20 protein-coding genes and 1 pseudogene are annotated in these 22,817 nt (G+C 37.3%); 6 read left to right on the top strand and 15 right to left on the bottom strand.

The window, feature by feature from the left end:
* Positions 1-30: 30 nt before the first annotated feature.
* From JOC59_RS02115 to JOC59_RS02100, 4 genes are all read right to left on the bottom strand, one after another.
* A complete protein-coding gene (locus tag JOC59_RS02115; protein ID WP_239516987.1) occupies positions 31-2,565 on the bottom strand; it encodes a DNA translocase FtsK in 2,535 nt (844 codons plus the stop codon).
* 85 nt (positions 2,566-2,650) lie between these two features.
* Positions 2,651-3,166 (bottom strand): tRNA (cytidine(34)-2'-O)-methyltransferase, encoded by a 516-nt coding sequence (locus tag JOC59_RS02110; protein ID WP_205143143.1) that lies wholly within the window; start codon positions 3,164-3,166, stop codon positions 2,651-2,653.
* A gap of 73 nt (positions 3,167-3,239) precedes the next feature.
* Positions 3,240-4,088, bottom strand: coding sequence for a methyltransferase domain-containing protein (locus JOC59_RS02105; RefSeq protein WP_205143142.1), 849 nt, complete (start codon positions 4,086-4,088; stop codon positions 3,240-3,242).
* Between the two features lie 47 nt (positions 4,089-4,135).
* A complete protein-coding gene (locus JOC59_RS02100; RefSeq protein WP_205143141.1) occupies positions 4,136-5,392 on the bottom strand; it encodes an AI-2E family transporter in 1,257 nt (418 codons plus the stop codon).
* A 162-nt stretch (positions 5,393-5,554) separates the two neighbouring features.
* Between JOC59_RS02100 and JOC59_RS02095 the strand changes: the two genes are divergently transcribed.
* Complete coding sequence (locus tag JOC59_RS02095) at positions 5,555-6,574, top strand: lactonase family protein (RefSeq protein WP_239516986.1); 1,020 nt, start codon at positions 5,555-5,557, stop codon at positions 6,572-6,574.
* A gap of 96 nt (positions 6,575-6,670) precedes the next feature.
* Positions 6,671-7,306 carry a copper homeostasis protein CutC gene (locus tag JOC59_RS02090; protein ID WP_205143140.1) on the top strand — a complete coding sequence of 212 codons (636 nt, stop codon included), beginning with the start codon at positions 6,671-6,673 and terminating at the stop codon, positions 7,304-7,306.
* Between the two features lie 180 nt (positions 7,307-7,486).
* Here the strand turns inward: JOC59_RS02090 and JOC59_RS02085 are convergent, their stop codons facing one another.
* The 7 genes from JOC59_RS02085 to JOC59_RS02055 form a co-directional block, all read right to left on the bottom strand.
* Complete coding sequence (locus tag JOC59_RS02085) at positions 7,487-8,422, bottom strand: hypothetical protein (RefSeq protein ID WP_205143139.1); 936 nt, start codon at positions 8,420-8,422, stop codon at positions 7,487-7,489.
* Positions 8,423-8,751: 329 nt separating this feature from the next.
* Positions 8,752-9,969 carry a tRNA uracil 4-sulfurtransferase ThiI gene (thiI, locus tag JOC59_RS02080; protein ID WP_205143138.1) on the bottom strand — a complete coding sequence of 406 codons (1,218 nt, stop codon included), beginning with the start codon at positions 9,967-9,969 and terminating at the stop codon, positions 8,752-8,754.
* Positions 9,970-9,983: 14 nt separating this feature from the next.
* A complete protein-coding gene (locus JOC59_RS02075; RefSeq protein ID WP_205143175.1) occupies positions 9,984-11,138 on the bottom strand; it encodes a cysteine desulfurase family protein in 1,155 nt (384 codons plus the stop codon).
* A 160-nt stretch (positions 11,139-11,298) separates the two neighbouring features.
* Positions 11,299-11,673, bottom strand: a complete 375-nt coding sequence (locus JOC59_RS02070) for a YbgA family protein (protein WP_205143137.1) — start codon at positions 11,671-11,673, stop codon at positions 11,299-11,301.
* A gap of 258 nt (positions 11,674-11,931) precedes the next feature.
* The gene (locus tag JOC59_RS02065; protein ID WP_205143136.1) at positions 11,932-12,315 is read right to left on the bottom strand and encodes a hypothetical protein; all 384 of its coding nucleotides are present in this window, start codon (positions 12,313-12,315) and stop codon (positions 11,932-11,934) included.
* Positions 12,316-12,542: 227 nt separating this feature from the next.
* Complete coding sequence (locus JOC59_RS02060) at positions 12,543-13,112, bottom strand: hypothetical protein (RefSeq protein ID WP_205143135.1); 570 nt, start codon at positions 13,110-13,112, stop codon at positions 12,543-12,545.
* Between the two features lie 55 nt (positions 13,113-13,167).
* Positions 13,168-13,605 carry a hypothetical protein gene (locus JOC59_RS02055; RefSeq protein WP_205143134.1) on the bottom strand — a complete coding sequence of 146 codons (438 nt, stop codon included), beginning with the start codon at positions 13,603-13,605 and terminating at the stop codon, positions 13,168-13,170.
* A 264-nt stretch (positions 13,606-13,869) separates the two neighbouring features.
* On the opposite strand from JOC59_RS02055, the gene JOC59_RS02050 reads away from it, so the two are divergent.
* From JOC59_RS02050 to JOC59_RS02035, 4 genes and pseudogenes are all read left to right on the top strand, one after another.
* On the top strand, positions 13,870-14,031 hold the full coding sequence (locus JOC59_RS02050) for a hypothetical protein (protein ID WP_205143133.1): 162 nt from the start codon (positions 13,870-13,872) through the stop codon (positions 14,029-14,031).
* Positions 14,015-14,182: a hypothetical protein gene (locus tag JOC59_RS02045; protein ID WP_205143132.1), complete on the top strand. Its 168-nt coding sequence runs from the start codon at positions 14,015-14,017 to the stop codon at positions 14,180-14,182. Before JOC59_RS02050 ends, JOC59_RS02045 begins: the two co-directional genes overlap by 17 nt.
* Positions 14,175-14,513 (top strand): rRNA biogenesis protein rrp5, encoded by a 339-nt coding sequence (locus JOC59_RS02040; protein ID WP_205143131.1) that lies wholly within the window; start codon positions 14,175-14,177, stop codon positions 14,511-14,513. Before JOC59_RS02045 ends, JOC59_RS02040 begins: the two co-directional genes overlap by 8 nt.
* Positions 14,506-15,260, top strand: a pseudogene (locus tag JOC59_RS02035) (DUF2800 domain-containing protein); the annotation flags it as partial. The gene JOC59_RS02040 and the pseudogene JOC59_RS02035, both read left to right, overlap by 8 nt.
* Before the next feature lie 152 nt (positions 15,261-15,412).
* Here JOC59_RS02035 and JOC59_RS02030 read toward each other — a convergent pair.
* From JOC59_RS02030 to JOC59_RS02015, 4 genes are all read right to left on the bottom strand, one after another.
* Positions 15,413-15,865: a hypothetical protein gene (locus tag JOC59_RS02030; protein WP_205143130.1), complete on the bottom strand. Its 453-nt coding sequence runs from the start codon at positions 15,863-15,865 to the stop codon at positions 15,413-15,415.
* Between the two features lie 1,024 nt (positions 15,866-16,889).
* On the bottom strand, positions 16,890-17,492 hold the full coding sequence (locus tag JOC59_RS02025; RefSeq protein ID WP_205143129.1) for a hypothetical protein: 603 nt from the start codon (positions 17,490-17,492) through the stop codon (positions 16,890-16,892).
* Positions 17,493-17,505: 13 nt separating this feature from the next.
* Positions 17,506-19,476, bottom strand: coding sequence for a GmrSD restriction endonuclease domain-containing protein (locus tag JOC59_RS02020; RefSeq protein WP_205143128.1), 1,971 nt, complete (start codon positions 19,474-19,476; stop codon positions 17,506-17,508).
* 1 nt (position 19,477) lies between these two features.
* Positions 19,478-22,816 carry a DEAD/DEAH box helicase family protein gene (locus JOC59_RS02015; protein WP_205143127.1) on the bottom strand — a complete coding sequence of 1,113 codons (3,339 nt, stop codon included), beginning with the start codon at positions 22,814-22,816 and terminating at the stop codon, positions 19,478-19,480.
* Between the last annotated feature and the right edge of the window lies 1 nt (position 22,817).

Here is a 22,817-nt window from a genome sequence, read left to right as displayed (position 1 = left end):
TTTAAGTTAACAACTTTGTTTAGTATATAACTAATGTTCTACCCCTGAACTATTATCAGTCACATAGACTTCACGTGGCTTAGAACCATTGTTTGGTCCAATAAATCCTTGTTCTTCTAACTGATCAATAATTCGTGCAGCTCGATTATAACCAAATCCAAATCGTCTTTGTAATAATGAGGTGGATGCTTTTTGTTCTCTAATGATAAATTGAATCACCTCATCCCACTGTGCATCATGACTTTGATTATTTACCTCTTCTACATTTTCATCAACTTCAGTTTCAATTTCTTCTGTCAGTTGCGCATCATATTCTGCGGTAGCTTGTTTTTTAATAAAATCAACTAAACTAGTGACATCTTGATCGGAAATAAACGCTCCTTGTACCCGTTCTGATGGTTTACCACTTGGCTCAAACAGCATATCACCATGCCCCAGAAGCTGTTCAGCACCATTTTTATCCAAAATAGTTCTTGAATCCATCCCTGAAGCAACCGCAAAAGCAATTCGTGAAGGGACATTCGCTTTAATTAAGCCAGTAATAACGTCAACTGTTGGTCGTTGCGTTGCTAAAATCATATGAATACCAGCTGCTCGTCCTAGTTGCGCAATTCTAATAATTGGCTGTTCTACTTCATTTTTAACTTGAATCATTAAATCAGCCATTTCGTCAACAATTACCACAATAAATGGCATTTTAACGTAATTAGTACCATTCTGCTGATTGTAGCCATCAATCATTTTATTATATTCTGCAATTTTTCGAACGCCAACTGTTGCTAATAGTTTATACCGATCATCCATGATTTTAGCAACTTTTTGTAAAGCCCGCGCTGCTTTTTTAGGTTCAGATACCACCGGTGTTAATAAATGCGGAATATCGTTATATACTGATAGTTCAACTTGTTTGGGATCAACCATCACCATTTTTAATTCACTAGGTTTATTTTTCATTAATAACCCGGCGATAATACCATTGATTGACACAGATTTACCCGAACCCGTTTGACCGGCAATTAATAGATGTGGCATTTTACCAATGTCAGCTACCACCACTTGGCCCGTAATACCACGACCAATTGGTACTGCTAAATTATTTGTAGCTTCTTGTGGCATGTTTTCCATAATATCACGAAAGCCAACGACGGCCTGTTGTTGATTTGGTACCTCAATTCCTACAAGAGATTTCCCTGGAATTGGCGCTTCAATACGCACACTTGTTGCTGCTAATGCTAATGCTAAATCGGGAGCTAACCCTGTAATTTTAGATAGGCGTGTCCCAATTGCCGGTTTAATTTCATATTGTGTAACGGTCGGTCCAAGCGCAACTGATTCAACAGTCACATCGATATTAAATGATTTCAAGGTCTGTTGTAAAATTACCGATTTTTCTTTAATCATTTCATAGTCTTTTGATTGATCTGTTTTATCAACCTGATTAAGTAAATCAGTAGTTGGTATTTGATAATTTTGATCATCAAATTTAACTGTGTCAGTCATGGTTGGAATATTATCACTCACGCTAACTTCAGGCACTATTTTAGTGTCATCTTGCGACACTTTTACTACTGGGGTTATCCGCTTCTCTGCGCTTGTCGTTTTGTTTTTTTCAGTATTTGCTGTAACTGTTTCTTTACCAGACCACATAATTTTAGGTGTCACTGGCACACTACTAGCTTGTTCTGATGCTTGGCTAGTCATTGCTTTCGTTTGTGGTTGTAAATCAGTTATTTTTTGTAATTCATCAATTTCAACTTCTGGAATTTCTTTTGCCTGGTCAACTGTAGGTTGAACATCTTGCTTAAAGGGATCGCTGTTTAAGACATTATTCATACGAGCTTGACGTTCTGCTTCACGTGCTTGTGCTAATTCACTTCGCATTTTTTCAGACTTCTCTTGCATAACTTCAGTTACCTTTTGAGCAGATTGGGCCGTTTTATGTCCAAAAATTCCTAAACTATTAAAAATAATGCCCATCACATTTTGAAATGGTAAATTAAATAAAATAATAATTCCACATATAATTGTGATTACCGCAATGATAACGGTCCCCCAATTAGCGAATAAGGCATATGACGCAGCATATATACCACTTCCAATAATACCGCCACCTAATTGGGTTGTTGTTGCTTGGTTGATAAAATCAGAGCGGCTTAAATTCTTAAACGTCGTTATTATATTAGTATGGTTTCCTAAATGATTAAATAAATTCATTGTCGTCCATAAAAGGCACCCCATATAGGTTAATCCTAATCCCAAATATACCCGCTTTTTTAACCTTGGCAATTTACTATAGACAGCTCCATATAACGTAATTACTACGATAAAACTTGCAGCGATTTGATATAAATCACCAAAAAAGTAACGTAAGCCATTTGCCAAAAAAACCCCTACAAAACCAGCTTTAAAAATAGCTAACAATAAAGCAAATACCAAGACTAATGCCGCAATATTGCCTGTATAATCTTTATTCTTTTTACTATTTTGGGGTCTTCTAGTTGTTTTCCTTTTTGTTGGCCGTGCAGTTGTCGAGCGGCGTGCCGTTTTTTGCTTTGTTCCTGCCATTAATCATTCCTTTATTTATATTTTATTTCACTAATTAAAAACGTCCGCAAGTACTTTACGGACGCTCCTGGTAATTAGATTGGTCCTAATCCTTTAATTTATCATCTGCATATAAATGAGTTGTTTCGAGATTAGGGAAACTTTGTTGGCGCAATGCCTCATAAATAACAATTGCTGCTGAATTAGCCAAATTTAAACTCCGAATATGTTGATCATCTTGGGGAATCCGAATTGCTTTTTCCTGATTGGCACGCATAAATGGTTCCGGTAATCCTGTTGTTTCCTTACCAAATAAGAAATAGTAGTCTAAATCTTGATCTGTATAATCGAGTTCATGGTAACTTTTTTCAGCAAATTTTGAGACTAAATATAATCGATCTGTTGCACCTAATGTCTCCATAAAGGCAACAAGATTTGGGTGATAAACAATTTCAACTTTATCCCAATAATCTAAGCCAGCTCTTTTCATCATTTTATCATCAGTTGAAAAACCTAGTGGTTCAATTAAATGTAAAACGGTATCCGTTCCAGCTGCGGTCCGTGCGATATTACCAGTATTTGCTGGCATTAGCGGTTCAAATAACACAATATGATTTTTCATTAATTCAATTCCTCAATCATTTAAGCTTAATCAATACTTATAGCATATCATACTTATCCTAGCTTTTTTAGTCCTAACCCTGAACAATTAGTAGTTCAACGGCGACAGTGATTGTTTGGAACGACTGTTTAATTGCGGCTGCTTGTGCTTCTGGGCGTGCCCCCCAATGTAGTGGCGTCATATGTAATAAATCTTGATAATTTTCTTGGGGAATTTTCCATTCATATTTTACTGGTACCCTTTTAGCATTTGGATAATGTTCCATAAACAAATCAACAACTTTTTCATTACTATATGTGCGTTTTGGTGAATCTACTGGATAAAGGATTTCTCTTAACTCTTTAAGATATTCACTAGCAGGCACAACTTTAATTAAAATTCCATTTGGTTTTAACACACGATTAAATTCTTCATAAGCGCTTGGTGAGAAAAATTCAATTATACTGGAAAAACTCTTATCGGCAAAGGGTAATTCAGCTAAATCAGCTACTGCAAAAAACACATCACTTTCTAATTGCGTTGCTAGATTGATACCTGCTTTACTTATGTCAAAACCTACCGCAATGTCTTTTGCTGATCGATTAGCCAACAATTTCACTAACGGGGTCCCTTCACCAGTTCCAACATCGAGAATTGTTTGTGCCGTGTCTGGTAATTGAGCACCTACTGCATCAATAATGCCATCAAAAAGACCTGCTTGTAAAATACGCCGACGTGCTGATAGCATTTGATCATCATATTCTGTGTTTACTCCATGCTTGATAAAATACAAGGTTCCTTTTTTCGATAAATCTAAACTATGCCCATTTTCACAAACCAAGCTATTATTATGCAATACCAAATTTTGGTTTTGACAAATATTACAGCTGAATAAATTATTATTTTTCGTTAAAAAAATACGACTTTTATCAATTTTTTTCATTTTCTTTCCTACTTTTTAAATATCAGCACTTCATTAAGTATACCTAATTATTCCGCTGACTCGTCACTATTTTTTTCTGGCTCAATTACCCCATTATTTTGAGCAAATTCACTTGATGCAGTATCAATTTTAGCTAATTGCTTTAATCTTACTGCTTGGCGTTCTTCTTTTGAAAATAACATGGAATTGCTTTTCCAATAATCATATATATGCACAATTAATACTTTTAGCACTGCGTAACCCGGAATCCCAAAAATAACCCCGGCTAAGCCAAAAATATTGCCAGCTGATAGTAATACAACAATAACTGTTAATGGATGAATTTTTAGACTATCGCCTAAAACTTTCGGCGAAATCACCTTGCCTTCTAATGTTTGTTCAATCATAAAGACAATTAATACTTTTAATAGCATAATTGGCGAAATAAATATTGCGACCACAACAGCTGGTACCATAGCTAAAAATGAACCTAAAAATGGAATTAAGTTCAAAAAGCCAGCGGCAACTCCAATTCCAATTCCGTAAGGCATGCCAATAATCATGTATCCAACAGAAAACATTACTGCAACCGCAAATGCCACAATCAATTGACCACGCACATAATTTGAGACTTGGCCATTAATTTCACGCAAAACAAACACAAATGGTTTCTTTTTGCTATTAGGAACAAATTGGGCCAGATAGTGAGGTAATTTTTCACCGTCTTTTAGTAGATAAAACAAAACAAATGGAAATGTAATTAAGGTAATAAAAAATGAACTAATATGACTAAATACACCTGAAACCGAACCAACAGCTCCACTTAGATGATTTTTTGAAAAATCTTTCAAGTTATTAGCTAAAGCTTGGCTTTGATCATCAATCCAACTTTGAACTGGTCGAATATTAGGATCATTTAAAATTTTGTCAACAATTTGATTAATATTGTGCCAATATGTAGGCCAATTATCTATTAATTCTGATAATTGTTTTGTTAAAATTGGAATTAATATTGCTAAGCCACCAGCTACAATGCTTAATAAAAGAACAAATAAAACTGTAATCATAATCCATCGTGGCCAATGCCATCTTTTTTGAGCACGATCAACAAGCGGATTTAATAAGTAATAAAAAATTCCACCAACAATAATTGGTGCCCCTACGGCACTAAATAATTTAACTACCGGATCAAAAATAAATTGAACTTTATTTACCATGTAAATAACAATTAATATCAATAGTAATCCTAATAGAAAATTGATAAAGCGGTTGTCGATTAACCAATGATATAACCAAGTTTTTCTTTTAGTTGTTTGCTCTTCCATTAAATCCCCTCCTTTAAAAATCCTATTAATTTATTTTAGCATGTTATTACATTTATTGTTTGAGCTTTACTTGATATAATTTTTTATTTATTTAATACAACGATACTTAATTCTGCTATACTGAAAGCGGTAACAAATTATTATGCGGAGGCGTGTTATATCATGCAAGAAAAGATTCTTTTTGGAACTTATACTAAACGTGTATCTGAAGGTGTATATGAAGCTATTTTAGATACTACACAAGAAAAATTAGTTGATGCTCAATTGATTGCTACAGTAGGCAATCCAACTTATTTAACAACTTCAAAGGCTAACCGCCTTTATGCCGTTGATAAACATGATGGTCAAGGCGGCCTTTTCGTTTTTGATAATACGCAACGACCAGCTAAAAAAGTTGCTGAACATCTAATCGATTCATCCCCAGCTTATGTTGCCGTGGATGAACAACGGCAGTTAGTTTACGCTGGCTACTACCATGCCGGTTTAACTGAAGTTCTTAAAATTGATGGTGTTAACTTAGTATTAACTGATCAAGTTAAAAATGAAGGTAGTGGTCCACGCCCTGAACAAGGTAGCGCACATGTTCACTTTACCGGTTTAACTCCTGATCAACGACTAGTTGTCGTTGATTTAGGGACAGATAAAGTTGATATTTATGATGTTAGTGCGGCTGGCAAACTATCATTAGTTTCAACTTATCAAGCTGAAGCTGGTTTTGGTCCTCGGCATATTCGCTTTAGTCCCGATGGCCAATACGCATATCTTCTCGGTGAACTTTCTTCACAACTTTCAGTTCTTAAATACGATGCAACTACTGGAAGCTTAACACATCTTCAAACTACTACTACTATTCCAAATAATTGGACTGAACACAATGGAGCAGCTGCTATCCGCGTTACTAATGATGGTCAATATATCTATACTTCTAATCGTGGTAATAACTCAATTGCTGTTTTTAAAACTAGTGATGCCGGTGCCCATATTGAATTAATTCAATTAATTGCTTCAGAAGGTGATTTCCCACGGGATTTTGCTTTAAATAGTGATGAAACATTTGTTGTGGTTGCTAATCAAAATACTGATAATGTTTCATTATTTAAGCGTGATGCTCAAGCTGGAACCCTAAGCTTAATTCAAAAAGATTTCCTAATTCCTGAAGGTGTGCGCGTTCACTTTGAATAGTTTAAACCTTAATTTAATTCATTTAGGCTTTTATTTTGCATCAGTCTTATTTTTTGTTACAATTAAATGCATCGAATAAAGAATAGGAGCACACTTATGCAAATCATTCGCGAGGTGGCTGTTACTGATTATCAACATTTAGTAACGCTTGAAAAAGAACATACACAACGCATTGCTATTGGTACAAATTTTGAGAACGGCGGTTTGACCCCTTCGCGCGGTTTTATGGCCGAAGCAAAAAAATATTTAGCCGATCAACCAGTAAGTTTATCAACGATTATTCGGCCCCATCTTCAAGACCATACTTATAATGATGCTGAAATAAAAATCATGGAAGCTGATATCTTTGATGCCCAGCAATTAGGTCTTGACGGCATCATTATTGATGCTTTAACTGATGATGCTCAGCAATTAGATTTTGAAGCTCTTGAAAATCTAATTGCGGCTGCAGGTGGCATGATGGTTACTTTTGGTACCGCTTTTGATCTACTTCCTCAAGCAAAGCAACAGGCAGCTCTTGACTGGTTAATTGAGCATAACGTTGATCGAGTTTTAGTTCATGGTTCAGCAGATGCTACACAATCTGTCCTTACTAACGTTGATTGGCTTTTAGAACTAATTAAGCATGCTAAGCAACAAATTGATATCATTCCAGCTAATGTTTTACCTAATGAAGTTGATGAAGTACTTACTAAGTTATCAATTAAGCAAGTGCATGTTGCTACCCATTAATCAAATACAGTCCTATTAAATTGATTAATAAACAGATATTAGGTTGAATTATATAAAGACGTAATAGTCAAATTATTCTGTTAATCCACTAAAAAACGCATGCTAATTGTCAATTAGCATGCGTTTTTGTGTAGTTAATCAATTGCCATTAAAAATATGCCCCCTAACTGGAACTTATTTTCAATCATGTTTTACACTAGTCAATAAAAATTTATTTAAGCCAACTTGTTCAATTACTTCTTCTAAGAGTTGCCAATCAGTTGCCGCAAACCTTAGTTGCTTAGCTTGATTGTTTTCAATAAATATTCTTATTTCGTTACTCAAACCCATTAATTGGCGCACATCTGCTGTCCAAGTAGCACTAAATGATTCTGTTTTTAATACCTCCACAAACATAGCTAAATCCCAATTGCTAGTGGTTTTGTCCACAAATGGTAATAATGCCAACAGTATTTGTTGCCCTTGTACTGAATTAACTGCCTTAATTTTCCTAGTAGTTTCGTCCGTTAGTATCTTTGGCGTAATATCTTTTAGTCCTTTAATTTGGCCAAGCACTTCAATTCCCCGGTATAGTTCATTAACTAATTGCCAATTAATGTGCTTTTCTGTCCATATTAAATCATAGTATTGCTGACCTAGAGCACCAGATTTCCCTTGTGCTGTACTTAAATTATTAGCCACTCCGTGTGCAATTAATTTGTTATGCTCATCAAGTGTTGGTAACTGAGTCACTATAAATTGTTTATTAGCTTGCAACTCTTTAGCTAGAAATTTTTGGAGTTGCGGTAATATTTTTAATAAGCATTGGTAATACTGCCAAGTTAACTGACCATTTATTGGCATAGCTGCAGTGAAAATATCGATCAGCTTAATTGGTGTTTGAGCTGTTTGTTGCTTTTTTAATAGAACTTGGATTACATGCATTAAGTAATGCTCACCGACTGCCCATGCTATCCCTGATAATTTTGCTTGTTGTGTTAAATACCACCTAACTCGCATAAAATCACTAAATTCACTAGGTATAAATTTACTCTTGCTAGTATGTTGCTTAACTTTACCTAACCGTTGTTTTTGTTTAATTGTTTGTTTTACGCTACCAACACTGCCAACTCGCATAACGCCACCTTCTTTTTATTTAAAATAAAAGAGCCATAGCAAAAGCTATGGCTCAGTTTGGCATGCTTGAATTGACCGGCTCAAGCTCCGGGGAATTATTTCTAATTCCGTCACGGTAGTATTTCATTAATACCATAGCATTAATGTTAGTCATAAATAGTTAAGTAAAATTCCACAATTCACTTAACAAGCACCCACATCCGGTGGTAATGTGCCCCTACCTTCGAAAACCACTAGGCAATTACTTGCACCATATAAATATGGTTGGTCGTTCTCGACTCATCGCATAAGATAATATTACCAAATTATTAACAACTATGCAAGATTTTTTATAGTAATTCAGCAAAAACCGCTTCTTCAGGGTTCATATAATCTTCCCCTGGGCGAATTGTACTAATTTCAACAGCAGCCAAAGCACGCTCAATTAAGCCATCAACATCAATTAATTTTTCAAATTGACGGGTTTTTTCTAAATTAGGCCGCGTTTTTGGTGATGGTGGTGCAAAAATTGTACAACAATCTTCAAAGGGCATGATTGATAAATCAAAAGTCCCAATTTCTTCAGCAACTTTGATAATTTCAGTTTTATCCATTGAAACCACCGGTCGAATAATTGGCATGGTTGTCACATCATTAATTGCCATCATCGATTCCATAGTCTGCGAGGCCACTTGACCAAGCGCTTCACCATTAAAAATTGCTAAGCCATTTCGTTTTTGTGCCATTAAAACACTTAGCCGTAACATCATCCGGCGTTGAATAGTCATTAAATAGCCTTCAGGGACTTTTTCTTTAATCGTTTCTTGGATTTCTGTAAATGGAATTTGGATGAACTTAATTGCTCCAACTGATTGGGCTAATACAGCAGTTAATTGTTTAGCTTTCGCTAAAGCCTGTTGCGTTGTGTATGGTGGACTGAAGAAATGAATCATCTCCATATCTACCCCACGCTTCATTCCAAGATAGGCTGCAACTGGTGAGTCAATCCCACCCGACAACATCATTATTCCTTTACCAGCTGTTCCAACTGGAAAGCCACCTGCGCCTTTAATCGTTAGTGATGATAAGAAAATTCCATTATTACGAACATCAACTAATAATTCAATATCTGGATTTTTAACATCAACTTTAATATCAGGTAAAGCCGTAATAACAGCTCCCCCAACTTCACGATTTATCGCATTAGTGTCCATTGGAAATTCTTTATCAGCCCGCTTAGTTTGAACTTTAAAAGTCATGCCCGCTTGATAAATTTCTTGCATCATTTCAACTGCAGCTGCATAAACCGCTTCGATATCTTTTGGTAATTGAACAACTGGTGAAAATGATTGAATTCCAAAAACTAATTTTAAACGTTCTAAAACTGGCTTTGGTTCTGTACCATTTAATGTAATATGCATCCGATCACGCTTAGGATGAACTCGAACATCTGGAAAATCATGTAAAGCTTTAGTTGTATTACCACCTAATTGGTTAATAAAATCTTTAATATTTTTTCCTTTTGTTGAAAGCTCACCATAGCGTACCATAATTTCTGTATATTGCATGGGTTACCTCTTTTTTAATTTTTTACAAATATTTTTTCAAAACCAACATAGAGTTTATCAAAAACTTGGTTAAACTGTTGGGCTTCAGCGATAGTATTCGTGGCATCTAAAGACACGCGCACGGCTGATGTTGCAATATGTTCAGGGACTTTCATTGCAACTAATGTTCCAGATACTTGCTCTTTTTTTGAAGAACAAGCTGAAGTCGTTGAAATATAAATTCCTTGCTCTTCGAACGCATGAACAATTGTTTCACCACGAACGCCTTCAATCGCAAAAGTTAAAATATGTGGTGCAAAATCACTGGTCGTTTCAGAAAAAACCGTAATGTTGGGCTGATTACTAATATGTTCAATAATCGTTTGGCGAACAACTTGTTCTTGTGCAATTTTAGCTTGTTCATCTTCATGAACTAATCGTAGCGCTTTTGCCATCGCTGCAATCGCAGGTAAGTTTTCTGTTCCTGATCGTAAGTTTTTTTCTTGTCCACCACCACTCATTAGTGGTGCAATCCGCCGACCCTCTTTCATATAGATAAAGCCGACCCCACGGGGAGCATGAAATTTATGTCCCGAGAAAGTTGCAAAGTCAACACGTGAATTAAATACTAATTCTTGTAAACCTTTGCCGACTGCTTGAACAGCATCAACATGAAAATGAATTTTGGGATAATCAGCTAAAACCTCCGCAATTTCTGCAATTGGTTGGATTGCACCGACTTCATTATTAACTACCATCACTGATACTAAGATTGTATCTGGTCGAATTGCTGCCGCAACATCATTAGCACTTACCCGGCCACGTTTATCTACCGGTAAGTAGGTCACTTCAAACCCTAGGCTTTCAAGTTGTTGCATCGTATTAATAACAGCTGGATGCTCAATTTGGGTTGTAATTAAATGTTTACCAAAGGCACGTTTTTCAATTGCGGTTCCTTTAATAATCCAGTTATCACCTTCTGTCCCACCTGATGTAAAAAAAACTTCATGTGGTTTTATCTCAAAAATATCAGCGATTTGCTTCCGTGATTGATTTAAAAGACTAAATGCTTGTTCACCAAAGTTGTGTAATGAACTGGGATTGCCCCAAATATTATTTGAGACTTTACTATATGTGTCAACAACGGTCGGATCTGCTTGCGTTGTTGCTGAATTATCAAAATAAATCATGATCATTTTCACTTTCTTTTATTTTTCACTAACTAATAATAAGCCTTTTTCGCTCACTTGTGAAGAGCTATAACTAAATAACAATAGCAAAAGCACACATCGATTGCAAGTTTTGCAACTAAGTCAATTAATATTTTAGATAGTAAATTAAAGATTATTGCTAACTAATTTCTTGAATTAGTCTTGAATCTAATAAGTATGCAATTTGATATTTAATTGTGAGCTGCTTTAAATACGGTCCTAGTTCATCATTATCTTCAGTTAAATTAGCTAGTAATGTTAAATAATGTTGTTTTTCTGCTGGTGTGCACTTTTTTTTAAAATAACCCCAGACATGTTGATAAGCTGTAGTTAAAGTTTTTACGGTCGGCACTTTATTTTGGGTATCTGCTAAAATTCGTGCTAATTCTTGTTCCTTAGCTAAAGACCAAGTATTATTTTTGAATAATTGTCTAATTTCATTATAGCTTTGTTGGGAATGAGCCATTACCCAATATTTTTGATAAGCCCATCTTAATTGCTGTTCTTTAAGCATATTTACTCATCTCCTTTAGCGAACTATTCAGTATTGATGATATATAAAAAAGATTATCACTAATTTAAATCAATGATAACCTTATTCAAACCGTATACGTTCATCGCCCTCGCACTCCTTTCGTTAAAAGATAGAAGATTTTTCTTCTTCAACTTCCTAAGGGGATTTGTGATGGCGAATTCCGGGAGATTCTGAAAAAAAGAATAAAAAATAACAGTCACCTCTTTCGAAGTAACTGTTATGAGTCTTTTTTTAATACTAATCTGAACTATCTGCTTTTTTCTTCAGGTTCAGTATTTTCTCTTTGTAACGTTCATGTTCTTCCACCTTTTTATTATAAAGAACAATTCTTTCTTCCTTGCAGGATGGGCATAACGTACTAATCCATCTGAAAACCGGGGGCTCGTTGCATAATTCTGCATTATCAGCGCCACAGTGTTCACAAATGGTACGGGACTTTGCTTCATATTTTTTGACACATTCTGCTATCATGCTTTCTAACGAATCCTTCTCACCCTCAGGGAACATTCTAATGCTTCTTGAGCCCAAGAAATCAAAAGCATGAATTCCAAGCTCTTTTCCTGGAAGATCATAATACCACCTGAGCTTACCGAATTTTGATTTCACCTGATCCAGTTTCATTGTAACTGGCTGGTCATATTCCTTATATATTTCTTCAATCTCAGTGCAAAGCTCATAAATTAACTGGTACCAGCCATCACTGACTTCATCGAAACATAGTTTTCGTAATGGTTGTATCCCTCAACAAACTCATATGGCTTTTCCTTATGAAGCTCAGGTTGCTTCAACCAAGGAAAAGCATTCTGCAGCTTCTCGTCTAATTTCTTCTTCAAATATTCATCCTTTCATTAAGAAAATTCTAATAACATATCTCTTTTAATTAAATAAACGGCCTCATCAACAGTTATTTCCTTCATCAGTAAAAAGAAAAAGATAGGTGATAACTTTGACATGAGCTCCGGGATCGTGGCGGTACAGTAATCTTCTATTTCCAGTGGCGTCATATCATAGTGGTCGTAATCAATAACAGTAGTTGCTGTAATATCATAATTTTCATCTTCTGTTATATAGATACGTGGTGTCTGTAAATGGTGTGCCTTATATAATTCACCGCCAAGGCCATCTTGTGAAAAAGGCCAGACTCTTGCATTTATGAAATTTAACAATCTATAAATATCAGATAAATCACCGGCTCTCGCTTTGATCCAGCCAGATCCGTTCTCTGTATAATAGACGCGATTTTCCATGCATGTATCAAAAAATTTAATACTACATTCCAATACACTGTCTGGGCAAGTTGTATATCCTGTAAGAACCATTACTATACTGCTTTCTCCACTGTGCAAATGCTCAAAATAGTGAACATTTTTTTCCTTAAGATAATACAAAAATTTACGTTTTGCAGCATGCTTATTCATATAAACCTCCTATTTCATGGGTTGCTTATATCCGTTGTAATAGCTCAGCGTGTATTTAGTCTGCTTTACTAGATAAGATGCGATAGAGCGAAGCTCTATTCCCTAAAGATTTTTTCGGACGTCCGTTTTCAATAAAAACTTGTTCTACATTTGCAAATTTTCCTTCACCAATTTCTTTAGCAAATCTTCTGCCAATTCGTGCTTTAACAATACTGGGTTTACCTACATAGGTCATATCAATTTGAGAATACGTAGTTGACGCCGCATTAAGATCGAACTCGGTTCCAGTATTGAATGGGGCTGCAACATACGCTGCCACCTCATTTAATACTTCTGTTTCAAGCTGGGCCTCCGTTTTAGTATTAGGGCCAACCAATCCGTAGTACTTATTAAGTGCATCTACAACTAAAATACTAACATTGACTCCTTGCTTGGTGGCTTCAGCATTTAATTTTGCTTCAAGTTCTGTTCCTGGATAAAACTGAATCCTCATAATAAAATCCCCTTTCTTTATTGTGAGCGGTAACTACTTCGCTCACTCATGATTAATATATCATATATTAATCATGAGTGCAATACCCTCCGTTCACTTTTTTAGAACCGGAATTACACCTCTGCTTTTCCCTTAGGAAGTTAGGAAGGAACGAAGGGTTCAAAAGCAAAATAAAAAACTTTTTAGAAAACTCGGAGTTCACTTCTTGGAATCCCCTTAGGAAGTTAGAAAGACAAAAGCCAATCGGAAAGCGAGGTTGAGACTATGGTAACCACAAGAGAAAAAGCCAGTCCTGTTGATGCCACTGATGAAGAGCTTATTGATACGCTCATCGCCATCAGCGTCGTAGCAAAAAGACTGGCTGCCAATCTAAGACAAAATTCGACAAAAGAAAGTGAGGATGTGTCAAATGACAAAGAAGAATGAAGTAAGTGAAGCGTTAGATAACGTAATCACAAAGAGAGACGACTTCCTTGGTAAAGCAAAAGACTTTATTGCTGCTGTAGAAATTCTACTTGTTGCAGCTACCGGTCTTAAAGCCCTTCTTGATAAGAACGGAGGTGCTCAGCATGAGTAAGCTGTCAAACCTGGACCTGGTATTAGATGAAATGATCACTGCTGGTCAAAAAATGATTGAAGCTGTTACTGCTTTAAGAGAAATGTTCTCGGAAACCGCTACACCAGAAAAAGTGACAGAGGCCCCTACAAAAGAAGTAGCGCCAGAACCTGAAGTTAAAAAGTACACCTTCCAAGAGGTACGCGGCATTATGGCCAGCATCTCCGGTAAAGGCAAAAAGGCTGAAGCAAAAGCTCTCTTAACCAAATATGGTGCTTCACGTTTAAGTGAAGTAAAGGAAGCTGACTATGCTGCTTTGGTGACTGAGGCCGAGGTGATACTCAATGGCTAAGCATGCATTCCTTTCTGCATCTGCTTCGCACCGCTGGATTAACTGTCACCTTCCGCAAAGCTCTGCGAAAGTATCAGAGATGAATCTTCACCTTACGCGCATTACGCGCAGAAAGGCACCGACTGTCACGAGTTATGTGCTTACCTTGTAGAAAAGTCCTTAGGAAAAGAAGTCACTGATCCAACTGAAAACCTTACCTACTACAAAGGTGAAATGCAAAACTGTGCTGAAGAATACTGTAGCTTCGTACTTGAGCAATATGAAAAGGCTAAAGAATACTGCAGCGATCCAATGATATTCATTGAGCAGTATTTGGATTTCTCCCGCTGGGTAGAGAATGGCTTTGGAACCGGTGACTGCGTCATTATCGCTGATGAAGTACTTCACATTATCGATTACAAGCATTGCCTTGGTGTCCTGGTAGAAAGTGAAGGCAATACACAAATGATGTGTTATGCCCTCGGCGCCTTAGAAGCCTTCGAAGATTTATATGACATCAACGGTATTGAAATGACAATCTTTCAGCTGCATCGTGAGAACGTCTCCACTAGCACTATCAGTAAGGACGAGCTTCTCACCTGGGCTACAGAAGTTTTAATGCCAACTGCTGCACTTGCCTATGAAGGCAAAGGTGAATTCAAAGCCGGCGACCACTGCCAGTTCTGCAAGGTAAAAGCCACTTGTAGAAAACGCACTGAGACAAATCTTGAGCTTGCAAAGTACGATTTCGAGATGCCTGCTACCTTATCTCTAACACCAAACACCGGAACAGCAAGTATTAAATCAAACTACTCTGATGAAAACTCATATTCATAGATACTTGTCTGTTTTACATCGACCATATCATTGTCGCTGAACATTTCTGAAAGAACCTTATAATAAAACGGATCCATAGAAGTCTAGGTAAAATGAAAGTCGCTATGTGCATTCACCAGGCGTTCCAAACAAAACGAGAATTTTTCCGCTTCTGGAATAAGAACTTCCTGGAAGCCATCAATAAAATTCTTTTCCATTTCATCAACCAGCGCCTCTGGAACCCTGAACTTAGCTCGTCTATCACCATATTCAATAATGTCAGCCCAAGTAACAGTCTCAAATCCTCTAAGCGTTCTATAAACATCAAAAAATTTCTTTTCGTCAGGGAATGGGTTGATTACGCCAAAATCAGCTGCAACCCGTCTCATAATATGGTACAAATCATTTTCGCTAAGCTCATCGACGGATTGCTCATGTATATCTATTACTTTTTTTAAAACAGCTAATGTGCCTTCATATTCGTTTGGGGTATTGGCCCCTCTGATAGCGTTAAAAAAGGAATATAATCTATCAATTCTATCTTTGTCCCTCTTCATGCAATACACCTCCTTAAAAGATAGACTCATGTACTTTCTAACTATAGTAGATCACCGACTTTATTTCTTGTCAATACTTTTTGGTACGCTCATACCAGAATGATGTTTCAATCAAAATTATTGTGCTATAGTAGGGTTCAGAGGGTTCCTTTTTGCCGTTATCAAAACATTAGTGTCAACCTTAATCAGTGGACCTGTTCCCACCAAGACATTTTACAGCATAAAAATAAAGGCTTATCCAGAGCCAAAACTACCGTTTAACGATAGTCCCTGAATAAGCCTTATAATTCAATACTCTTTATTCTATTTAGGGTTCACCCTTGATATTAAACAAACCGTCTCCACATGTGGCGTCCGCCTTATCCTAATCACACATCACCTCAAACGTTGTGGTCGTGCAGTTTGTTGCAGTATTCTAGGGATTAATTTCTACAGCAATTTAACTAAGCTGAGTGCTTGCTTATCGTACCCAGTCTCACTATTTTAGTATTTCATTAACTAACAGGAACTCAATGAACGCTACTATGTTATAGCGTACTTAGTGCCTGTTGAGTGCGCTATAACAATGATTCAAAAAATCAATGTTATAATTTAGCTAGTAAATACTACAAGGAGTGAAATAGCAATGGGTAAGTACAATCCAATCAACCTCATCAGCAAATGAAACAGATCTTCCGAACTCTTTCGCACTGAATACTTTATTTCTAACTTTGCTAAAGAGGAAGATTTAGTCAAAATTGAGGAAGTCATCAAGAAGCGTCAAGAAGAGTTAGCTAAAAAGGCGCCCCAAAAGTAGCGGAAATGCCACCCTATTGTCCACATTCTGCACATACTAAAAGACCGTCCCGTTAACTTTGGCCAGTTGCGGACGATCTTTTAGTAGCCTAAGTAGCTAAGCAGCTATCTTTAAGGCTGCTTAGTTTTCTTTGAACATTGATATTCTAACCATCAGTGCCAAATACAAGTAACCTACCTTGATTTTTGCTACGTAATCTAAAAACAATCAGCAAAAATTACTACACACTCAATATGGCTCTTCTTTACCATCAGCTGCTAAATTAGCTTTTATAGTAGCATAGGTTTGTTTATTCTTTTCATTTACAGCTGTTGTATCCAAAATTAGCACTGCGTTAACAATATCATATATTTTTTCCGGATCATTATTGAAATCATTGGTGGTTATCAAAATGTTCTTTCTAGCCTTTGAGTTTGCCAATACTTTTCTAAATTTATCTCGTTCTGAAATATCACTTATCGCTGTTTGGACTGGATGAAAGATTGCAAAATCCTTATTGTCATTAAATCGAAAGTCCCTATTCTTTTCCCATTGTGTAAATTGAATATTCAATCCGTAAATTTTAAAAATATCTCTTAAATTAAAACGAGGTAATGTCTTACGAAGTCCACGTTCCAAAAAAATTTTTTCATCTTGAACTCGCGTATTGCCTATTACTAATGTTCCATTTTTATAATGTGGCAAATCATTTAAAATTCCGAAAGTTAATAATACTTTATCATCATCAAAGTATCCCCTCACCAAAATATTATGGACTCTTTGATCCATCATCAACTCACTAAATCTATCAGCAAATTTTTCTGGTGTCATTTTTTCAATAATCTCAGCCATATACCTAAGCACCTCACTTAATCGTATATGATACTTTATCGGCGATATCACAGATTTCAGCTATCTTAGAAATCAAAGCTAAAACCACATTAGCTGAGAAGTTGGTTTCAATACTGGTTCCATTATCCAATATTTCTGGCGACCGTTGACTAGCAAACAGCATCTTATTCAAAGAACTGTCACCTTTAATCTTCTCATAGTTACGACTATCTAATCGCCAAATATACTCCATGAAACTAATCAACATCTTACGCCAAGAGTCTAACGGAATATCTTCATCGTTAATGGTTAATCTAGTTGGCTTTTTACCAGTAATATCAATCGATTCCGTGATTGCATGTTCGCCAGTCATACTTTCAACTTGAAGTGTATCAACTGGTTTTGGGAAGATTGCAATCAATTCTTGGGTAAGCTGTTCCGTCCGTTTAACAATGCTATCCTTATTCCAAACTGAATAATCAGTGGCAATTTCTCTGGTTAGGCTGACATTGGATGTTTGATAAACCTCTCGTTTCTCACTGAATACCTTATTTCCCATTTCCTGATTATATTTAGTTAACGTTAGGTTCCCAATTACCCCACCTAATTCTTCATTAATCCGGTTAGCATTAGGGAGTTCAATTCGCCAGTCATTGTTTAGCCGTTGTGGCATAATGTGTTCAACCTGAGCATCATCAAAGTCGATGGTTTCCTTAGTCCGCGATTCTTCTAGAACCACTAATGCCAATTTAGCTAGATTATTTCGTAGACTGTACAAGTTAACATTCATCAAGCTGTCTGCAAATTTTTTATCATCCGGGAAGGAAGTATTCAGTAATGAAACTAACCTTGTCCGATAATCGCCAGCTGCCTTTGTCTTATCACATAAGGCAATTACCATGCGATTTAACCCATTAGTAGGGAGTTGACATGCCTTCAGTCGGAAAAGATAGCTTTCCATGATCCGAGCAACTTCAACCACATCATCCTGACTAACTTCACCCGTTGAAGCCATCTCCAGCATCATGAAAAAGTAAGGATAAACCACTCGACTGTCCATGGCATTAATATGACGCAAAATTGAATTTAACTCCTGAATTCCGGTCTCAGCATGGATCAATTGATCATAAAAAATGGCAAACCGATACAGATCAGCTAGGGCTTCTTCAGAGTCCAACCCCTGTCCATAGTAAAACTCTTTATAAAGCGGATAGATTTTAGCTTTATTAATCATCTTGTGCATCTTCATCGTTAAGTAAAATCTGATGAAATCTGCAAAGGTATTGGTTGTGAAAATTCTCTCCATTTTAACCCAGTATTCTTGGTATAGGCGAGATTGTTTATCTGAATCTAGCTTCATTAATAGAAAGTTACGCACCAAGTCGGATGCAGACAAGGATACACCTGTCGAGTTCAAACTTTCAAAAATCACCTGCGGATTCTCATCTTGCACATCATTGGTCAGCTCTATATAAACCATATTGAAATGGTTCAAGGCCTCATAGAGTTCCGTACTTGAGAATTCGGATTGTTGGATCCGCTTTTTGAAATATTGATAGTTTTTGACTACCTTAGAAGGATCATTATACTGATCGAGTCGGTCATTCATCACGGCCTCAAAGGCTTCCATATCATGAGCAACGGGTTTCAACTTGAGATGATTATTTTCTTCCAGATATTTGTTGGTCAAATACTGCTCTTGAATCTCTGCCCGCACTTGGTCATTTACATCAGCTAAGGACTTCAAAAGAAGCATTAAACTCATTAACCGTTGTTGACCATCAATGATTCGGTAAATATGACTCAGCTTCCGACCCGTTTCGGCAACATAGACAATTGCCCCAATAAAATGATCTTGATCATCCTCAGCGGCAATGGTCAGATCCTTAAACAGCTGGCTACATTGCTGCTCATCCCATTCGTAGTTTCGTTGAAAAACAGGAATTTCAAAGATGGTCTTTCCATTTTCAAGGAAGTCAAACAAATGAATACTGTCTGCTTTCACCCTATTTCTCACCTCCAAATTCTTTTTGAATTACCTCTTCTAGCGTTCCATTCTTCGCATATTCGGCAGCATCAATTTGCTTGAAATATTTACCAAGCACTGAATTCTTTAAGCTTTCGTCAAAACCAAAAATATAATTAGTTGCAATCAAGTAAATGATCCGAGTTGGAGCCAGACCATAAACTTGATGCTTCATAATATGCTCGATGCGTTCCTGGTCATCCGGGAATAATTCCTTCATCTTCTCGTTTTGGAAGAGGCGCTTGACGATTTCTGTAATGTAGAGCCCAGACTTCATGTAAAGGTCCGCAAAAGTCTTATTAGGATCAGCAAAAATTCCCGGGTTATTAGCTTCTAAATCATCGACCATGTGCTTAACTACCGCTTTTGGTGTATAAATCTGATTGGTCTTTTGCGGCGGAATATAATCAAAAATATCTTCATCGTTATCTTCATTAAAGTAGTCGCTTAGCTTTTCCTTTAATTCCAAGAATTGTTGAATGGAATCGTTGAAGACTACTTCATCAAAGAGGTGCCCATCAAAGTGCTTCTTCTCACCACTAGCTTCGTCAACATAGTCGCCACCATCACGAAGGAAACGAAATTGATCTTCACTAATCCCTGTTACTTCTTTAAAGACATCGTCTTCCGTGTAATCATCAAAGTTCTGCAAGGTTAAGTTTTCATCACCATAAGCCATAATGAAGCTTGGAATGGTCCGTGAAAAGCCACGTAAGTGAGCCCGCGTATCCTCTTCGACATTCTTCATCTTTTGCTCTTCTTGATGCTTTTCCACTCGTTCGATTACATTAGCAGGCGTATCAGCAACAGTCTTTTGAACTTGCTGGCGAGCTTTCTCAGTAAACTCTTGTAAGATAGCTTCCGACCTTGCTTCATATTCCTGATCTGCCTCATGCAGTTCATCTTCGCTCCGTGCAGCCGCTTGTTTCTGCTTGTAGTCAACTTCAGCTAACTTCTTCTTATCATTTAGTTCGTCAGCAAGTTGATGGAAGGCTTGCTCGGTATCCTTTTCTACTTGCTTTTGATAACGTTTAGCTTCAGACTTGCTCAAACCATAATCGTCACTAACCCGATTAACGACTTCTTTACCAACAGAATCATTCAACTGCTTAGCAATCTCCTTAGCTGCAGACTTAAAATCTGTTTGATCTGTATTAGTAACGGCATCAGCAACCTGCTGTCCCATATCACTATAAACCTTATCGCCAAAAAGATCCTTAGACTTGCCAATCACACGTTCCTTAGGAATCTCAACTTCGCCTTGATCATTAACAGCAACGTCTTCTGCACCTTCAATTGCTGACTGACTCTTTTTGCTTTTTTCTTCCTTAGCAGTCACTAAGCCATCCAGAATCTCACGCACTTCAGTTGGAGCACTAAAGATTCGGCTGATATTAGTAAAGAGGAAGTTACTCATGAAACCACGCTTAACAACTTCTTGAGACTTTAGATGGCGTGGAATTGACATAACTTGTTTGGCATCTAATTCCACCATCTTACCATCTTCATCTTCACCAATTACCGGGAAGAAATTCAATAATTGCCGAATGTTGGCCTCATGCTCTTCTGCAGTGCCCTTACCATTAGCCGTCTTTTCTAGTAAATTGTTGGCAAATTCATCAAAAATAGTCAAGGTTCTAGTTGGGTCAAAGTCGAAAACATAAGCATTTTGCTTTTGAACCAGCTCACCATCTCGATCGAAAATATAAGGATTTTGCGCCCGGAAAGCTGCCTGCATGTATTCCGAAGGACTCTTCATGCTGGAAAGCATTAGTACCCCTGACCAAGGCTTGATAGTCACCCCAGTTGTTAGTTGCCTCACACTGAGCGTAATCGTCTTGTCGTGAGTTGCAATCGCACGCTGGACCTTATCAAAGGACTTTTCATTAGCCTGTTCCAACTGATCTTCATTCAACTGATCATCATCGAGCTTGCCATCGCCGGCAGCTAAGACAATTTCATATTCACCAAAAACATCGTGATCCTTTAGCTTTTTAGCTAGGGCCTTGGCACTATCGACCCGATTTAACAGCCAGAAAGTATGCGCCAGCTCTTGTCGTAACTCTGGTGTTGAGAAGGGATACTTCTCTTGCTTGGTCAGAGCATCCAAGAAACGGTCGACGGCTTCATCGTAAACAAATTTACCATTTTCCTTTGTTTTGAAGAACTCGTTAAGATCAAAGGCTGGGTCGACCTGATCACCATCATCAAGTTTAACCTTGCCCTTTAACTCGTCAGCCATCATTGCTGATACCTGGTAGGTGTACATGTTCAATTGGGGCATCACTTCGTAAGGATTGCTACTACCTTCTTGATTTTCATCCCAGTCCAGTTTAGCTTGCTGTTCATCCGCATACGACCAGTTATAGATTTGATCTGAGGCAAACTTACCCTTTGCCAAAGCTTTAAATGGTGTCCCTGTTAAGTGTAAGGTATACTTCCGCTTAATTTTGTCGAAAGCCTTATCCGTCTTATAAGTATCAACCCCTTCATGGGCTTCGTCGATTACCAACAAATCCCACTCAAGGTCACTAATCCATTTCAACTTATCGTAATTACCGCCAAAGTAAACCGAGCCTTTTAGGCCTTGCAAACTCTCAAAGGAAATTTGTCCATATTCTTTGCCCTCAGAGATCGTGTCGATGAATTCATCTCTGGAAAGTACAGGTCGATTCTTGAGGGCATCAGTTTCACTCACAAACTTGAAGTTAGTCTGCCATGCAATAAACTTATCAAAGTCATCGAACCAAGAATTAGCAATGCTTGGTCGGTTAGTTACTACCAAGACATTTTGCATGTTCATCTGACGAACTAAATCATAAGTGGTTAAGGTCTTCCCAAAGCGGGGCTTGGCATTCCACAAGAACTCATTGCCGTGATTAAGGAAGTAATCGATGGTTTGATCTACCGCTCGTTGCTGTTCCTTACGCAATTCATACTGGGTGCCATCGGTGCCTTGAACATCACTAAAGTCCCGTTCCGTAAATTTATAAAAATACTGGTGGGAAGTATAGCCGTCGACGTGGAACCACTCCGTCTTTGGTTTGCGTTCAACATGGCGTTTACTGGTTAAGTAATAGTGAAAATCATGATCGGTAAAAGTCTCATCTGAGCCATCTTGATAGCGGGCGTTACCTTTCCAGAGAATTTCAGCTTTGACATCCGCAGTATGGGTTTGTTGCCTAATTCGGTCTTCGACAGATTGGTGGTCGGTATAGCCAATCTTCGTCCAACCCAGATGAGAAATATCATTAGGCGTGTTATAGGCATAAATCATGGGGATGATCTTTTTGAATGATTTAATTGTTGGTGCATTCATA

The organism is Periweissella beninensis (assembly GCF_016908275.1).
Classification (GTDB): Bacteria; Bacillota; Bacilli; order Lactobacillales; family Lactobacillaceae; genus Periweissella; species Periweissella beninensis.
This window is presented reverse-complemented; position numbering and strand designations above follow the sequence as displayed.

Excerpts from the sequence above, each read along its gene's own strand:
- JOC59_RS02115 (WP_239516987.1), bottom strand. The coding sequence starts at position 2,565 with ATGGCAGGAACAAAGCAAAAAACGGCACGCCGCTCGACAACTGCACGG.
- JOC59_RS02110 (WP_205143143.1), bottom strand. The coding sequence starts at position 3,166 with ATGAAAAATCATATTGTGTTATTTGAACCGCTAATGCCAGCAAATACT.
- JOC59_RS02105 (WP_205143142.1), bottom strand. The coding sequence starts at position 4,088 with ATGAAAAAAATTGATAAAAGTCGTATTTTTTTAACGAAAAATAATAAT.
- JOC59_RS02100 (WP_205143141.1), bottom strand. The coding sequence starts at position 5,392 with ATGGAAGAGCAAACAACTAAAAGAAAAACTTGGTTATATCATTGGTTA.
- JOC59_RS02095 (WP_239516986.1), top strand. The coding sequence starts at position 5,555 with ATGCAAGAAAAGATTCTTTTTGGAACTTATACTAAACGTGTATCTGAA.
- JOC59_RS02090 (WP_205143140.1), top strand. The coding sequence starts at position 6,671 with ATGCAAATCATTCGCGAGGTGGCTGTTACTGATTATCAACATTTAGTA.
- JOC59_RS02085 (WP_205143139.1), bottom strand. The coding sequence starts at position 8,422 with ATGCGAGTTGGCAGTGTTGGTAGCGTAAAACAAACAATTAAACAAAAA.
- thiI (WP_205143138.1), bottom strand. The coding sequence starts at position 9,969 with ATGCAATATACAGAAATTATGGTACGCTATGGTGAGCTTTCAACAAAA.
- JOC59_RS02075 (WP_205143175.1), bottom strand. The coding sequence starts at position 11,138 with ATGATTTATTTTGATAATTCAGCAACAACGCAAGCAGATCCGACCGTT.
- JOC59_RS02070 (WP_205143137.1), bottom strand. The coding sequence starts at position 11,673 with ATGCTTAAAGAACAGCAATTAAGATGGGCTTATCAAAAATATTGGGTA.
- JOC59_RS02065 (WP_205143136.1), bottom strand. The coding sequence starts at position 12,315 with ATGAAACTGGATCAGGTGAAATCAAAATTCGGTAAGCTCAGGTGGTAT.
- JOC59_RS02060 (WP_205143135.1), bottom strand. The coding sequence starts at position 13,112 with ATGAATAAGCATGCTGCAAAACGTAAATTTTTGTATTATCTTAAGGAA.
- JOC59_RS02055 (WP_205143134.1), bottom strand. The coding sequence starts at position 13,605 with ATGAGGATTCAGTTTTATCCAGGAACAGAACTTGAAGCAAAATTAAAT.
- JOC59_RS02050 (WP_205143133.1), top strand. The coding sequence starts at position 13,870 with ATGGTAACCACAAGAGAAAAAGCCAGTCCTGTTGATGCCACTGATGAA.
- JOC59_RS02045 (WP_205143132.1), top strand. The coding sequence starts at position 14,015 with ATGACAAAGAAGAATGAAGTAAGTGAAGCGTTAGATAACGTAATCACA.
- JOC59_RS02040 (WP_205143131.1), top strand. The coding sequence starts at position 14,175 with ATGAGTAAGCTGTCAAACCTGGACCTGGTATTAGATGAAATGATCACT.
- JOC59_RS02030 (WP_205143130.1), bottom strand. The coding sequence starts at position 15,865 with ATGAAGAGGGACAAAGATAGAATTGATAGATTATATTCCTTTTTTAAC.
- JOC59_RS02025 (WP_205143129.1), bottom strand. The coding sequence starts at position 17,492 with ATGGCTGAGATTATTGAAAAAATGACACCAGAAAAATTTGCTGATAGA.
- JOC59_RS02015 (WP_205143127.1), bottom strand. The coding sequence starts at position 22,816 with ATGAATGCACCAACAATTAAATCATTCAAAAAGATCATCCCCATGATT.